Below are 14470 nucleotides of genomic sequence, written 5' to 3'. Positions count from 1 at the left end.
GGCTCGGTCAGAAGGAGCGGTAGGGCCTGTCAGGAGGAGCTGTAGGGCTCCGTCGGCAGGTTATGCGTCCACGAGTTCCACGCGCACGGGGTCGCCGGCGCGGACGGTCGCCAGCAGTCGGGGGTCGCCGTCGAGGTGGCCGAGGACATTGCACGGGCTCGCGAGGCGGCACTCGTCGTCTCGCGAGATCGGTGTGGGTCCGTAGGGGAGGGCGAGCGCGTCGCCGTCCGTCCAGAAGGCGACCGTGCCCGGCTCGACGACCTGCCGGGCGTTGGTTTCACGTGGAACGGCGATGCCCGTGTCGAAGTAGACCTCCTCGCCCCATGTGCACGCGGTGGATACGAGGGGCAGGGCCTTGGCGAGGGCCTGTGTGGTCGGGGTGTCGTCGAGGGTCGCGGTGAGGTGGCCTGCGGGCCAGGAGATCCGTATGTGTGTCGGCGTAGGTGTCTGCATGCTGCTGATTCAACAATATGTTGAAGTTCGCGCCAAGGGGGCGAGATGGAGGAGGGACCCCCCTTTGAGGGGCTGGAGGAGGGTGCTGCATAATTGCTTGTGAATGTGAACGCTTTCACAAGCGGTAGTAAGGAGCGGCGACGTGGACCTGGCTTTGGCGCCGGAGACTCTGGCGCGCTGGCAGTTCGGTATCACCACCGTCTACCACTTTCTGTTCGTCCCCCTGACGATCTCGCTGGCCGCCCTCACGGCCGGTCTGCAGACCGCCTGGGTGCGCACGGAGAAGGAGAAGTACCTCAGGGCGACGAAGTTCTGGGGCAAGCTCTTCCTGATCAACATCGCGATGGGTGTGGTCACCGGCATCGTGCAGGAGTTCCAGTTCGGCATGAATTGGTCCGACTACTCCCGTTTCGTCGGTGACGTCTTCGGTGCGCCGCTGGCCTTCGAGGCTCTGATCGCCTTCTTCTTCGAGTCGACCTTCATCGGCCTGTGGATCTTCGGCTGGGACAAGCTGCCGAAGAAGATCCATCTGGCCTGTATGTGGATGGTCTCCATCGGCACGATCCTGTCGGCGTACTTCATCCTCGCGGCCAACTCCTGGATGCAGCACCCGGTCGGCTACCGGATCAACGAGGCGAAGGGGCGGGCCGAGCTCACCGACTTCTGGCTCGTACTGACCCAGAACACCGCGCTCGCCCAGGCCTTCCACACCCTCTCGGCGGCGTTCCTCACCGGCGGGGCGTTCATGGTCGGCATCTCCGCCTTCCATCTGCTGCGCAAGAAGCACATCCGCGAGATGAAGACCTCGCTGCGGCTCGGCCTGGTCACCGTCGTCATAGGCGGCATGTTCACCGCGATCAGCGGCGACGTCCTCGGCAAGATCATGTACGAGCAGCAGCCGATGAAGATGGCCGCCGCCGAGGCCCTGTGGGACGGTGAGGCGCCGGCGCCCTTCTCCGTCTTCGCCTACGGCGATGTCGACAAGGGCCACAACAAGGTCGCCATCGAGATCCCCGGCCTGCTGTCCTTCCTGGCCAAGGACGACTTCAGCTCGTACGTCCCCGGCATCAACGACGTCAACAAGGCCGAGCAGGAGAAGTACGGCCCCGGCGACTACCGGCCCAACATCCCCGTCGCCTACTGGGGCTTCCGCTGGATGATCGGCTTCGGCATGACGTCGTTCGCCATCGGCCTGCTCGGACTCTGGCTCACCCGCAAGAAGTTCATGCTGCCGCAGCACCTGAGGGTCGGCGATGACGAGGTGCCGCATCTCGTGCTGCTGCCGAAGAAGGCCCTCGGCCCGAAGCTCACCAAGTGGTACTGGCGCATCGCCGTCCTGACCCTGGGCTTCCCGCTGATCGCCAACTCCTGGGGCTGGATCTTCACCGAGATGGGCCGTCAGCCATGGGTCGTCTACGGGGTCCTGCGCACTCGCGACGCGGTCTCCCCCGGTGTCTCCCAGGGCGAGGTCCTCACCTCGATGATCGTCTTCACCGCGCTCTACGCCATCCTCGCCGTCGTCGAGGTCAAGCTGCTCGTGAAGTACGTCAAGGCCGGCCCGCCCGAGCTCACCGAGGCCGACCTGAACCCGCCCACGAAGATCGGCGGCGACTCCCGTGACGCCGACAAGCCGATGGCCTTCTCGTACTAGGCCGAGGGAGCTGCACAAGTCATGGAACTGCACGACGTCTGGTTCGTCCTGATCGCCGTCCTGTGGATCGGCTACTTCTTCCTGGAGGGCTTCGACTTCGGGGTCGGTGTCCTCACCAAGCTGCTCGCCCGCAACCGGCCCGAGCGGCGGGTGCTGATCAACACCATCGGCCCCGTCTGGGACGGCAACGAGGTGTGGCTGCTCTCGGCGGGCGGCGCCACCTTCGCCGCCTTCCCCGAGTGGTACGCCACGCTCTTCTCGGGCTTCTACCTTCCGCTGCTGGTCATCCTGGTCTCCCTGATCGTCCGGGGTGTCGCCTTCGAATACCGGGCCAAGCGACCCGAGGAGAACTGGCAGCGCAACTGGGAGCACGCCATCTTCTGGTGCTCGCTGATCCCGGCGTTCTTGTGGGGCGTCGCCTTCGGCAACATCGTGCGGGGCGTGAAGCTCGATCAGAACCATGAGTACGTCGGCAACGTCCTGGACCTGCTCAACCCGTACGCGCTCATCGGCGGTCTGGTGACGCTGACGCTGTTCACCTTCCACGGTGCGGTGTTCACCGCGCTCAAGACCGTCGGGGAGATCCGGGAGCGGGCGCGGAAGCTGGCTCTGTGGGTCGGCCTGGTCGCGGCCGTGTTCGCGCTGATCTTCATGCTCTGGACGCAGATCGAGAACGGCGACGGCAAGAGTCTCGTCGCGCTGGCCGTGGCCGTTGCCGCGCTGGTGGCGGCACTGGTGGCGAACCAAGCCGGGCGTGAGGGATGGTCGTTCGCCTTCTCCGGCGTCACCATCGTGGCCGCCGTGGCGATGCTCTTCCTGACGCTCTTCCCGAACGTCATGCCGTCCTCGCTCAATGACGAGTGGAGCCTCACGGTCACGAACGCCTCGTCGAGCCCCTACACCCTGAAGATCATGACCTGGTGCGCGGTGATCGCCACGCCGATCGTCATGCTCTACCAGGGCTGGACCTACTGGGTCTTCCGCAAGCGGATCGGTACGCAGCACATTGCTGAAACCGTGCACTGAGGTGTGTTTCACGTGAAACCAATCGACCCGCGTCTCCTCCGATACGCCCACGCCACCCGGCTCTTCCTGATCGCGGTCGTCGGCCTGGGCGCCGTCGGCGCGGCACTGGTCATCGCTCAGGCCATGCTTATCGCCGAGGCGGTGGTCGGGGCGTTCCAGCACGGGATGTCCCCAGCCGAATTGCGCACTCCCCTGCTGCTGTTGCTGGCTGTCGCCGTCGGCCGCGCGGTGATCGCGTGGCTCACCGAGCTCGCCGCTCACCGTGCGAGCGCGGCGGTGAAGTCGGAGCTGCGGGGGCGGCTGCTGGAGCGGGCGGCCGCGCTTGGGCCCGGCTGGCTGAGCGGACAGCGGACGGGATCGCTGGTCGCCCTGGCCACACGTGGGGTCGACGCCCTCGACGACTACTTCTCCCGCTACCTCCCGCAGTTGGGGCTCGCGGTCGTCGTGCCGGTGGCGGTGCTGGCGAGGATCGTGACCGAGGACTGGGTCTCGGCGGCGATCATCGTCGGCACCCTTCCGCTCATCCCGATCTTCATGATGCTGATCGGCTGGGCCACCCAGTCCCGGATGGACCGTCAGTGGCAGCTGCTGTCCCGGCTGTCCGGGCACTTCCTGGACGTCGTCGCCGGACTGCCCACCCTGAAGGTGTTCGGGCGGGCCAAGGCACAGGCCGAGTCGATCCGGCGCATCACCGGCGAATACCGCAGGGCGACCATGCGGACCCTGCGGATCGCCTTCATCTCCTCCTTCGCGCTGGAGCTGCTCTCGACGCTCTCGGTGGCCCTGGTCGCGGTGACGATCGGCATGCGGCTCGTGCATGGCGAGATGCATCTGTACGACGGCCTGGTCATCCTCGTCCTGGCGCCGGAGGCCTATCTGCCGCTGCGCCAGGTGGGCGCGCAGTACCACGCGGCCGCCGAGGGGCTGTCGGCGGCCGAGGAGATCTTCGAGGTGCTGGAGACTGTGGCGCCGGCGACGGGGACCGCTGCGGTGCCGACGGGGGCGGTGTCCTTCGAAGGCGTCGCGGTCCGTTACCCCGGGCGGTCCTTCGATGCCGTGTCGGGCGCGTCCTTCGCCGTCGAACCCGGTGAGACGGTCGCGCTCGTGGGGCCGAGCGGCGTGGGCAAGTCGACGCTGCTGAATGTGCTGTTGGGGTTCGTACGGCCGACCGAGGGGCGCGTCCTGGTCGGAGGCGCCGATCTCGCCGAGCTGGACCTCGAGGAGTGGCGCTCGCGCATCGCCTGGGTTCCGCAGCGGCCGCATCTGTACGCCGGGACGATCGCCGAGAACGTACGGCTGGCGCGTCCCGACGCGGACGACGCCGCGGTACGTCAGGCGCTGGTGGACGCCGGGGCACTCGAGTTCGTGGGCGGCCTGCCCCAGGGCACCGACACCGTGCTGGGCGAGGACGGGGCCGGGCTGTCCGCAGGGCAGCGGCAGCGGCTGGCGCTGGCACGGGCGTTCCTCGCTGACCGGCCCGTCCTGCTCCTGGACGAGCCGACGGCCGCTCTCGACGGGGCGACCGAGGCCGAGGTCGTGGCGGCCGTACGGAGGCTGGCGGTCGGGCGGACAGTGCTGCTCGTGGTGCATCGGCCGGCGCTGCTGGGCGTGGCCGACCGGGTGGTGCGGCTGACGGAGGCGGAGTCGCCCGGGCGGGCGAGCGCATCGCCCGAGACGTCCGTGTCCGCCGGCCGCCCGATCGAACCGGAAGGGAACGACGGCGCCGCTGAGGACAGGGCCCGGACCGCTCCGGTCGACGTTGAGATCGTGTCCCCCACGGCGGACCCGCGAGGCGCCCTCGCCCGTGTCCGTGCCATGTCCGGTCCCCGGCGCGGCCGCCTCGTGCTCGCGCTGCTGCTCGGGAGCCTCGCGCTCGGCAGCGCCGTCGGGCTCATGGCCACCTCCGGGTGGCTCATCTCGAGGGCCTCGCAGCAGCCGCCCGTGCTCTATCTGATGGTGGCCGTCACGGCGACGCGGGCCTTCGGTATCGGGCGGGCCGTGTTCCGGTACGCCGAACGCCTGGTGTCGCATGACGCGGTGCTGCGGATGCTGGCCGACACCAGGGTCGCCGTGTACCGGAGGCTGGAGCGGCTTGCACCGGCAGGACTGCGCCGCACCCGGCGGGGCGATCTGCTGGCGAGGCTCGTCACCGACGTGGACGCGCTCCAGGACTACTGGCTGCGCTGGCTGTTGCCCGCGGCTTCCGCGACCGTCGTGTCAGCCGCGGCCGTCGGCTTCACCGCCTGGCTGCTGCCCGAGGCCGGTGCCGTACTCGCGGCCGGGCTGCTCGTCGCCGGCGCCGGAGTCCCGTTCGTCACGGGCACCGTCGCCCGACGCGCCGAACGCAGGCTGGCCCCCGCCCGAGGTCTGCTCGCGACCCGCGTGACGGATCTGCTCACCGGCACCGCGGAGCTGACCGTCGCCGGCGCCCTGCCCAGCCGTACCGCCGAAGCACGGCGGGCCGACGGGACGCTCACCCGGATCGCCTCGCGGGCCGCCACCGCTACCGCGCTCGGCGACGGACTCACCGCGCTGATCTCCGGGTTCACCGTCACCGCCACCGCTTTCGTGGGCGCCCAGGCGGTCGCCGACGGACGGCTTGGCGGCGTCACGATGGCCGTCGTCGTCCTCACCCCCTTGGCCGCCTTCGAGGCCGTCCTGGGCCTGCCGCTCGCCGTGCAGTACCGGCAGCGGGTGCGCAAGAGCGCCGAGCGCGTGTACGAGGTGCTGGACGCGCCCGAGCCCGTACGGGAACCGGAGCAGCCCCGGCAGGCGCCCGCGTCGCCGTTCCCGGTCGCCGTCAGGGGTCTGACCGCCCGCCACGCGGGCCAGGGCCGGGACGCGCTCGCCGGCCTCGACCTGACCCTGGAGGAGGGCCGTCGGATCGCCGTCGTCGGATCGTCCGGATCCGGCAAGACGACGCTGGCGCAGGTGCTGCTGCGCTTCCTGGACGCCGACGCGGGCTCGTACACGCTGGGCGGCGTGGACGCGTACGCGCTGGACGGCGACGACGTACGGCGGCTCGTCGGGCTGTGCGCGCAGGACGCGCACCTCTTCGACAGCTCCGTGCGCGAGAACCTGCTCCTCGCCAAGAAGGACGCCACCGAGACCGAACTGCGCGACGCGCTGAAACGCGCCCGGCTGCTCGACTGGGCCGACGGGCTGCCCGACGGGCTGGACACGCTCGTGGGCGAGCACGGGGCACGGCTTTCGGGCGGCCAGCGGCAGCGGCTCGCGCTGGCCCGTGCCCTGCTCGCCGACTTCCCCGTCCTTGTCCTCGACGAGCCCGCCGAGCATCTCGACCTGCCGACCGCCGACGCCCTCACCGCCGACCTGCTGGCCGCCACCGAGGGCCGTACGACACTGCTCATCACCCACCGGCTGGCCGGGCTGGACGCCGTGGACGAGGTGGTCGTGCTGGAGCAGGGGCGGGTGGCGCAGCGGGGGGCATTCGCGGAGCTGGCCGTGGTGGAGGGGCCGTTGCGGACGATGGTGGCGCGGGAGGAGGAGGCCGACCTGCTGGTGGGGGCGCCGTAGCGCCCGCGCTTCGGTGCTCCGGCGGTTTCGCGCTTCTGCCGGAGTCCGCGTCAACGGCCGTACTGACCCATCCGCAGCAACCCGTCCCCCGGGCGTACGACCTGAACAAGGCCCAGACCCGATCCGCGAGCCAGGATCGCTGGCATGCGCTCACATCGCCGTCGCCTCCTGGTCGTTCCGGCGCTCCTGTGCGCGATCACCTCCATCGTCGCCCGACCCGTCGACGCCGTCGGCGACGGCAAGGGCGGACCGAACCGCAACGGCTCCGGAACGGGCGGTGACTCGGCTCTCAGCGCGCAGGTGGTGCAGCTGTACGAGGACGCGGCGCTGGCGGCGGAGCGGTACCAGGCGGGACGCCAGGCGGCCGAGGCACAGCGGGCGGAGGCATTGCGGATCGAGAAGCTGCTCGAACGGGAGCGACGGGAGATCGGCGTCCTGCGCGAGGACCTGGGCCGGCTCGCGCGTGCCCAGTACCGCAGCGGTGGCGGGATGCCGCTCACCGCGCAGATCATCCTCGCGACGAGCCCGGACCAGCTGATGCGCGGCCAGCACGTGCTCTCGCAGACGAATCTGGCCGTCGGCAACGCCATCGAGAAGAGCCGCCGCGCCGAGGCCCGGCTCTCCCGGGACGAGGCCAGGTCAGCGGCGGCCTGGCAATCGCTGGAGAAGCGCAACACCGAGCTTGCCCGGCTGAAGCAGGGCATCGAGGACAAGCTCGAACAGGCGCGGTGGCAGTTGCAGGGACAGGCCGACGCCTCTGTGGCGGCGGGCTCCTGCCCGGGTGCCGTGCGGCTCGACCAGAAGAAGACGGACCGCGCGAGCGCATGGGTCACTCCGGTGGAGAAGTACGAACTGTCCGCCGCGTTCGGCACCGGCGGGCTGCGGTGGGCGCACCGGCACACCGGACAGGACTTCGCGGTGCCGATCGGTACGCCCGTGCGCGCGGTCGGGGACGGCCGGGTGGTCAAGGTGGCGTGCGGAGGCGCCTTCGGCATGGAGATCGTCGTCCGGCACGCGGACGGCTACTTCACGCAGTACGCCCATCTCGCGTCCGTCGCGGTGGACCAGGGCGAGCGGGTCGACACCGGGCAGTGGATCGGCCAGTCGGGCACGACCGGCAACTCCACCGGCCCGCACCTGCACTTCGAGGTGCGGGTCACGCCGGAGATGGGCTCGGCGGTCGATCCGGTGCCGTGGCTGACGGAGCGGGAGGCGCCGGTCGGCTAGGCCCAGGCCTACTGCCGTTCCGCCAGCAGCTGTTCGATCACGACCGCCACACCGTCGTCGTTGTTGGCGACCGTCCGCCCCGACGCGGCGGCGATCACATCCGGGTGTGCGTTGCCCATCGCGTACGACTGGCCCGCCCAGGTCAGCATCTCGACGTCGTTGGGCATGTCGCCGAAGGCCACGACCTCCTCGTGCGAGATCCCCCGCTCGGCGCAGCACAGGGCGAGCGTGCTGGCCTTGGAGACGCCGGGGCCGCTGATCTCCAGCAGGGCGCTGGGACTGGACCGGGTGACGTCGGCGCGGTCGCCGATGGCGAGCCGGGCGAGGGTGAGGAAGGCGTCGGGATCGAGGGAGGGGTGGTAGGCGAGGATCTTGAGCACCGGTTCGCCGGCCCCGGGAGCGTCCGGCGCCAGGAGGTCCTCGGCCGGCGCGAGACTGTCCGGTATCTCCATGTGCAGCTTGGGATAGTCCGGCTCCTGGTAGAAGCCGTACGTCTGCTCCACCGCGTACACCGTGCCCGGAGCCGCGTCGCGCAGCAGCCGTACGGCGTCCAGCGCGTTCTCCCGGGCCAGCTCCCGCACCTTCACGAACCGGTGGGTGCCGGGGCCGCCGTGCAGGTCGACGACGGCGGCGCCGTTGCCGCAGATCGCCAGACCGTGACCGTGGACGTGGTCGCTGACGACGTTCATCCAGCGGGCCGGGCGGCCGGTGACGAAGAACACCTCGATGCCCGCCTCCTCGGCGGCGGCCAGCGCGGCGATCGTGCGGGGGGAGACGGACTTGTCGTCCCGCAGCAGGGTGCCGTCCAGGTCGGTGGCGATGAGCCGCGGGCGGACAGCGGCCGCCGGGGTCTGGGGCTGTCGAGTCGCTGAGGTCACCGGCTCATTCTCCCGCATATGCCTGCACGACCGTGCGGGAGTCCGCACATCTGAGGGGCCGGCTGAGGAGAAACCGCCCCTGACCACACTGCTCCCGGGGCCCTGACCAGCACTGTCACACCAGTCGATCTCACCGCAGCTGCGCCGCCGCCTCCATCGCGATCTGTTCGAAGACCTTCTCGTCGGCCGCGAAGTCCGAGTCGGGGATCGGCCAGTGGACCACGATCTCGGTGAACCCCAGCTCCTGATGGCGCCCCGCGAAGTCCACGAACGCGTCGAGGGACTCCAGCGGCCGGGCACGATCCGGGGTGAATCCGGTGAGCAGGACCTTGTCGAGTGCAGCCGCGTCCCGGCCGATCGCGGCGCAGGCGTCGGCCAGCTTCTCGACCTGTCCGCGAATGGCTTGAACCGACTGTTCAGGAGTGCCGTTCTCGTACAGCTTGGGGTCGCCCGTGGTCACCCAGGCCTGCCCGTACTGCGCCGCGAGCCGCAGCCCGCGCGGCCCGGTCGCGGCCACCGCGAACGGCAGCCGGGGGCGCTGCACACAGCCCGGGATGTTGCGCGCCTCGTGCGCCGAGTAGAAGTCGCCCTCGTAGGACACCGAGTCCGCGGTCAGCAGTCGGTCCAGGAACTGCACGAACTCGGCGAACCGGTCGGCCCGCTCGCGCGGCGACCAAGGGTCCTGGCCGAGCACGGTGGCGTCGAAGCCGGAGCCGCCCGCGCCCACACCGAGCGTGAAACGGCCGCCGGAGATGTCGTCCAGAGAGATCAGTTCCTTGGCGTAGGGCACCGGATGCCGGAAGTTCGGCGAGGTGACCAGCGTGCCCAGCCGCAGACGATCGGTGACGGCAGCGGCTGCGGTCAGCGTCGGCACCGCACCGAACCAGGGACCGTCACGGAAGCTCCGCCAGGACAGGTGGTCGTAGGTGTACGCGGCGTGGAAGCCGAGCTGCTCCGCGCGCTGCCATGCCTCGCGGCCCCCCTCGGACCAGCGGCGGTACGGGAGGATCACGGTGCTCAGGCGCAGACTCATATGGTCGAGCCTATGCGGCCGAACGGGTTTCACGTGAAACAGTCACCGCGCGCGGCCGCCCCGCCACGGAGCGAGGCCGCGGGGGAGCCGGGTGCACTCCCGTTGCCGCGGTGGGCCCGGAGGCAGATCAGTGCGACTCGGGAAAGCGCAGGTACTCCGGTGGCACGGCCTTCGTCAGCCACACCCCGTTCGCGCTGAGGTGGAAGACATGGCCGTCGCGGTGCATGGCGCCGGCGTCCGCGGAGAGCACCACGGGGCGCCCGCGCCGGGCACCGACCCGCGTCGCGGTCTCGCGATCGGCCGAGAGGTGCACATCGTGCCTGTTCATCGGCTTGAGGCTGACGCTGCGAATCGCGTCCAGGTTGCGGGCCACGGTGCCGTGGTAGAGGTACGGCGGCGGCGTCGCGGGGGCCAGTCCGAGGTCGACGTCGATGCTGTGGCCCTGACTGGCGCGGATCCGGGAGCCTTCGATCGCGAAGCGCCGCTTGTCGTTGGCGGCCACCACATGGTCCAGCTCTTCCCGGGTGAACCGGAATCCGTGCGCGGTGGCGGCGGCGATCAGCGTGTCGATCTCGACCCAGCCGCCGTCGTCGAGAGTGAGCCCGATGCTCCCCCACTGCCTTGATGGCGTGGGAGGGGCCCCCACGGGCTGGTGGCGAAGGTGTTTTGAGAGGTACTTCGACACCTTCACAGTGCGTCTTTCGTCCATGCCACCAGCCTGCCGGGAGCGGCACGAATCACGCGAACGATTTCGCTCCGGATGTTTGATCCACAAGCAAGTAACGTTATCCACAGGGGAATTGGTGATTCTGTGGACAACGAACCGTCCACTCAAGGGGTTTCGTCAAGATCAGCTGATGAGCTGTGATTTGAGGCCATGTGGTCCAAGGTGCGGGCGCGTACCTCCCGTTCGGCGGCAAGCGCGACGAACGTCGCGACATGCTGCGGGCCAACCAGGGCCTCAACGGCCCGCATTGTCTCCTCAGGAACGAGCACCGCTCTAGTTCGGTTTCGAGGAAGCGGCGCCTCTGGACTCCCCAGTTGCTGCCGTAGATGGCGTACGGCCAACGTACGCATTGCGCGGGCCAGTTCGGCGTCCACCGTGTGCTGGGCGAGTGGGCGCAGCCGTCGTACGAGAGAGGCCGCCTCGGCCGCTTCCGCGTCTGTCGGACGGTGCGCTCCGTCGAGGTAGCGGGCGAAGACATGTTCGGTGGTGAACTCCAGGAAACGGGCGGCGATGTGCTCGACCTGGCCCCTCAACTCCCTTAGGTGGGACGAGATAGCGGACAACGGGACTCCTGCCGCGTGCAACTCGACTGCCACGGCCAGCTCTTGAGGGCTCGGCACGACGAAGGTGTCCTGGTCGTCGGGGGCCGGCTCCAGCACGCCGAGCTCCACGGCCTCGGCCACCGCCGCGTCGTCGGGCTTGCCGCCGAAGCGCCGGTCCAGCTCTGCGCGCGAGATCCGTACCGCCTCCTCGTCGGTCCAGGGCCCGTCGACCTCGGCGACGAGCCCGAGTACCCCGCCGAGGCCTCGACCGGCGTCCCAGGCCTCCAGGAGCTCCTTGATGGAGGCCAGGGTGTAGCCACGGTCGAGGAGGTCGGCGATCTGGCGCAGACGGACGAGATGGGCGTCGGAGTAGAGGTTGGCGCGGCCACGGCGCTCGGGGCGGGGGAGCAGGCCCCGGTCCTGGTAGGCGCGGATGGTGCGGACGGTGGCGCCGCTGAGGTGGGCGAGGTCCTCGATCCGGTAGGCGGGCGGGGGCGCCCCCTCGGCCATGCGGCCGCCCTCACCGCGCTGTTCGGCCGGGCGGCCGCCCTCGCTCACAGGGGTGGCTCCAGCCGCGCGATCCTGCGCAGCGCCCTCGGCGTGAACCTCGACATCAGATACGAGCCCCGTGCCTCCGGCGTCACCGGAACCACTGCCTCATCGCGCACCACCGCCCGCAGGATCGCGTCGGCGACCTTCTCCGGCGGATAGTTCCGCAACCCGTACAGCCGGGCGGACTTCTTCTGGCGCCGCTTCTCCTCCTCGGCGTCGACCCCGGCGAAGTGCGCGGTCGAGGTGATGTTGGTGTTGACGAGGCCGGGGCATATCGCGGTCACGCCGATGCCCTGTCCCGCCAGCTCCGCGCGCAGGCACTCGCTCAGCATCAGCACGGCCGCCTTGGAGGTGCTGTAGGCGGGCAGCGCCTTGGAGGGCTGATACGCCGCCGCCGACGCGGTGTTGACGATGTGGCCGCCCTGTCCGCGATCGGCCATCTGCTTGCCGAACAGCCGGCAGCCGTGGATGACGCCCCACAGGTTGACGTCGAGAACCTTCTTCCAGTCCTCGCAAGTCGTGTCGAAGAAGGAGCCCGACAAGCCGATCCCGGCGTTGTTCACCAGAACGTCCACCACGCCGTACTCGGTGGCGACCTTCGCGGCGAGCTTCTCCATGGCCTGCTCGTCGGAGACGTCGACGGTCTCCGCCCAGGCTTCGGGTGCGCCGATCAGACGTGACATCTCGGCGGTGCGGATCGCGGCCTCGGCGTCGCGGTCGACGGCCACCACGCGCGCGCCTGCCTCGGCGAACGCGTATGCCGTCGCCCGGCCGATGCCGCTGCCCGCGCCCGTGACCAGCACGAGCTGCCCGCCGAAACGGTCGGCGTACTTCCCGGTCGTCGTCACCCCCTCCGGTCGGCCGCCCTCCACGGAGGTCACGAACTCGGTGACCCAGGAGGCGAGTTGGTCGGGGCGGGAGCGCGGGATCCAGTGCTTCCCCGGCAGTGTGCGCCGGGTCAACTGCGGAACCCAAAGCTCCAGTTCGTCGTAGAGCCGCTCCGAGAGGAAGGTGTCTCCGAGGGGCGTGATGAGCTGCACGGGCGCGTGGGAGTACGCGTCCGGGCGCGGACGGCGCAGCCGGGCCCGGACGTTGTCCCGGTACAGCCACGCCCCGTGCGCCGCGTCCGTCGGCAGGGACGAGGTCGGGTAGCCGTCACCGGGGACCTTCTCGACGCGCTCCAGGATGCGCGGCCAGGTCTTGCCGAGAGGGCCGTGCCAGGCCAGCTCGGGCAGCACGGGCGTGTGCAGCAGATACACGTACCAGGACTTGGCGCCCTGCCCGAGGAGCTGGCCGATCCGGCGCGGGGTGGGGCGCTTGAGGCGGCTGCTGATCCAGTGGCCGAAGTGGTCCAGGGAAGGTCCGGACATCGAGGTGAAGGAGGCGATCCGGCCCTCGGTGCGCTTGACCGTGGCGAACTCCCAAGCCTGCACCGAGCCCCAGTCGTGCCCCACCAGGTGCACGGGCCGGTCCGGACTGACCGTGTCGGCGACGGCCAGGAAGTCGTCCGTCAGCTTCTCCAGCGTGAACCCGCCGCGCAGCGGCTTCGGTGCCGTCGACCGGCCATGGCCCCGGACGTCGTACAGCACGACATGGAAGCGGCCGGCCAGTCGCGTCGCGACCTCGGACCAGACCTCCTTGCTGTCCGGATAGCCGTGGATCAGGATCACCGTCGGCTGCCCGGGATCGCCCAGCTCGGCGACGCACAGCTCGACCCCGCCGGTCCGCACCCGACGCTCACGCGCGCCTTCAAGAGTCACCGGCACCGTCACTTCTCCTCCGCCCAGCGCCGCACGTGCGGCAGATCGTCGTCCAGCCAGAAGGCGCTCTGCTCGGGATCCCTGGAGTCGGTGACGACGAGGATCTCCTCGAACTTCGCACCCGTCCCCCGGAATCCGAGGTGCGGTTCGACCGCCCACAGGCCCGGCTGCGGCGGGTGGTCGGAGAAGCGGTACGGCGACCACAGCGGGGACCAGCCGTCCCGGTGGCCGTGCAGCGCGTCGCCCGCCAGGCCCTTCAGGGACTGCGTGCCGAACCCGAAGACATGCGGTGACCAGCGGCGTTCCTTGACGCGGTCGACCTTGTGGGCGATCACACCGAAGGGATAGGCGCGGTGCCGGTTGGCGTAGCCCTGGCGGACCATGAGCCGGTCGACGTCCTCGTAGATCTCCCGCAGCGGCCGCCGTTCGCGCACCTCGCGCAGGATCACCTCCCGGTGGGCCTCCAGGTCGGCCATCAGCTTGTCCTGCACGGGGTTGATGCCGAGCGAGCCGGAGTAGCCGATGTCGGCCGTGTAGCCGTCGTAGACCGGGGCCATGTCGAGGATGAACGGCATTCCGGGCTCCAGCCGGCGGTTCGTGGGGAAGAACTGCAGCGGGATCCGGAAGTTCACGAACGCCGTGCGGTCGCCGAACCAGGCGAAGGGCAGATGGAACCAGTCGCGTACGCCGCGCTCGCGCAGCCACTCGCGCTGCATCCGCGCCGCCTCACGCTCGGTGATGCCCGGCTCCAGCCGCGCCGCGACGGCCTCCGCGCATTCGTAGGCCAGCTGCTGGACCCGCCTGAACCCGCGCAATTGCGCCGAGTCCACGGAGAGTTCGCCTGTCACCGCCGTAGTCATGCCACCGCCCCACTTTGTCCACGCTGACTGCGGTACGTGCCCGTAACTTGACACTGGCGAATGTGACAGTTGTTAGAGGCTGCGTCAATAGGGCTGCCGAAGGGCTGTGGAAAACTCCGCCGACGCCCCCGCCGGCTCCCCGTCGATGTGGAAAATCAGGGGCGCGGTGTTCGACTCGGGGGTGACCCCTAGGGCCCCGTAGTCCTGGAGTCTGACTTCAATAC

At 70.0% G+C, this 14470-nt stretch carries 11 protein-coding genes; 4 read left to right on the top strand and 7 right to left on the bottom strand.

The features are described 5' to 3' along the window. Window positions 1–60: 60 nt before the first annotated feature. Window positions 61–453 (bottom strand): cyclophilin-like fold protein, encoded by a 393-nt coding sequence (locus tag ACZ4UU_RS41685; protein WP_471908651.1) that lies wholly within the window; start codon window positions 451–453, stop codon window positions 61–63. A 142-nt stretch (window positions 454–595) separates the two neighbouring features. On the opposite strand from ACZ4UU_RS41685, the gene ACZ4UU_RS41680 reads away from it, so the two are divergent. From ACZ4UU_RS41680 to ACZ4UU_RS41665, 4 genes are all read left to right on the top strand, one after another. Then, complete coding sequence (locus tag ACZ4UU_RS41680) at window positions 596–2104, top strand: cytochrome ubiquinol oxidase subunit I (protein WP_471908650.1); 1509 nt, start codon at window positions 596–598, stop codon at window positions 2102–2104. A gap of 21 nt (window positions 2105–2125) precedes the next feature. Beyond that, complete coding sequence (gene cydB, locus ACZ4UU_RS41675) at window positions 2126–3130, top strand: cytochrome d ubiquinol oxidase subunit II (RefSeq protein ID WP_471908649.1); 1005 nt, start codon at window positions 2126–2128, stop codon at window positions 3128–3130. 12 nt (window positions 3131–3142) lie between these two features. Further along, window positions 3143–6667 (top strand): thiol reductant ABC exporter subunit CydD, encoded by a 3525-nt coding sequence (cydD, locus tag ACZ4UU_RS41670; RefSeq protein WP_471908648.1) that lies wholly within the window; start codon window positions 3143–3145, stop codon window positions 6665–6667. Window positions 6668–6811: 144 nt separating this feature from the next. Beyond that, window positions 6812–7894, top strand: a complete 1083-nt coding sequence (locus ACZ4UU_RS41665) for a M23 family metallopeptidase (protein WP_471908647.1) — start codon at window positions 6812–6814, stop codon at window positions 7892–7894. Window positions 7895–7902: 8 nt separating this feature from the next. Here the strand turns inward: ACZ4UU_RS41665 and ACZ4UU_RS41660 are convergent, their stop codons facing one another. The 6 genes from ACZ4UU_RS41660 to ACZ4UU_RS41635 all read right to left on the bottom strand — a co-directional run bounded on the left by ACZ4UU_RS41660 (window position 7903) and on the right by ACZ4UU_RS41635 (window position 14246). Beyond that, window positions 7903–8790 (bottom strand): HAD-IIB family hydrolase, encoded by an 888-nt coding sequence (locus ACZ4UU_RS41660; RefSeq protein ID WP_471908646.1) that lies wholly within the window; start codon window positions 8788–8790, stop codon window positions 7903–7905. 112 nt (window positions 8791–8902) lie between these two features. Then, window positions 8903–9805 carry an LLM class flavin-dependent oxidoreductase gene (locus ACZ4UU_RS41655; RefSeq protein ID WP_471908645.1) on the bottom strand — a complete coding sequence of 301 codons (903 nt, stop codon included), beginning with the start codon at window positions 9803–9805 and terminating at the stop codon, window positions 8903–8905. A gap of 127 nt (window positions 9806–9932) precedes the next feature. Beyond that, window positions 9933–10514 carry an RNA 2'-phosphotransferase gene (locus ACZ4UU_RS41650; protein ID WP_471908644.1) on the bottom strand — a complete coding sequence of 194 codons (582 nt, stop codon included), beginning with the start codon at window positions 10512–10514 and terminating at the stop codon, window positions 9933–9935. A gap of 122 nt (window positions 10515–10636) precedes the next feature. Beyond that, window positions 10637–11584, bottom strand: coding sequence for a MerR family transcriptional regulator (locus tag ACZ4UU_RS41645; RefSeq protein ID WP_471908678.1), 948 nt, complete (start codon window positions 11582–11584; stop codon window positions 10637–10639). Window positions 11585–11628: 44 nt separating this feature from the next. Further along, window positions 11629–13386, bottom strand: coding sequence for an SDR family oxidoreductase (locus tag ACZ4UU_RS41640; protein ID WP_471908677.1), 1758 nt, complete (start codon window positions 13384–13386; stop codon window positions 11629–11631). Window positions 13387–13394: 8 nt separating this feature from the next. Continuing rightward, the gene (locus ACZ4UU_RS41635; RefSeq protein WP_471908643.1) at window positions 13395–14246 is read right to left on the bottom strand and encodes a M24 family metallopeptidase; all 852 of its coding nucleotides are present in this window, start codon (window positions 14244–14246) and stop codon (window positions 13395–13397) included. Between the last annotated feature and the right edge of the window lie 224 nt (window positions 14247–14470).

It is taken from the genome of Streptomyces sp. NPDC028907 (assembly GCF_055564995.1).
This window is presented reverse-complemented; position numbering and strand designations above follow the sequence as displayed.

Excerpts from the sequence above, each read along its gene's own strand:
- ACZ4UU_RS41650 (WP_471908644.1), bottom strand. The coding sequence starts at position 10,514 with ATGGACGAAAGACGCACTGTGAAGGTGTCGAAGTACCTCTCAAAACAC.
- ACZ4UU_RS41635 (WP_471908643.1), bottom strand. The coding sequence starts at position 14,246 with ATGACTACGGCGGTGACAGGCGAACTCTCCGTGGACTCGGCGCAATTG.
- ACZ4UU_RS41660 (WP_471908646.1), bottom strand. The coding sequence starts at position 8,790 with ATGCGGGAGAATGAGCCGGTGACCTCAGCGACTCGACAGCCCCAGACC.
- cydB (WP_471908649.1), top strand. The coding sequence starts at position 2,126 with ATGGAACTGCACGACGTCTGGTTCGTCCTGATCGCCGTCCTGTGGATC.
- ACZ4UU_RS41665 (WP_471908647.1), top strand. The coding sequence starts at position 6,812 with ATGCGCTCACATCGCCGTCGCCTCCTGGTCGTTCCGGCGCTCCTGTGC.
- ACZ4UU_RS41645 (WP_471908678.1), bottom strand. The coding sequence starts at position 11,584 with ATGGCCGAGGGGGCGCCCCCGCCCGCCTACCGGATCGAGGACCTCGCC.
- ACZ4UU_RS41685 (WP_471908651.1), bottom strand. The coding sequence starts at position 453 with ATGCAGACACCTACGCCGACACACATACGGATCTCCTGGCCCGCAGGC.
- ACZ4UU_RS41655 (WP_471908645.1), bottom strand. The coding sequence starts at position 9,805 with ATGAGTCTGCGCCTGAGCACCGTGATCCTCCCGTACCGCCGCTGGTCC.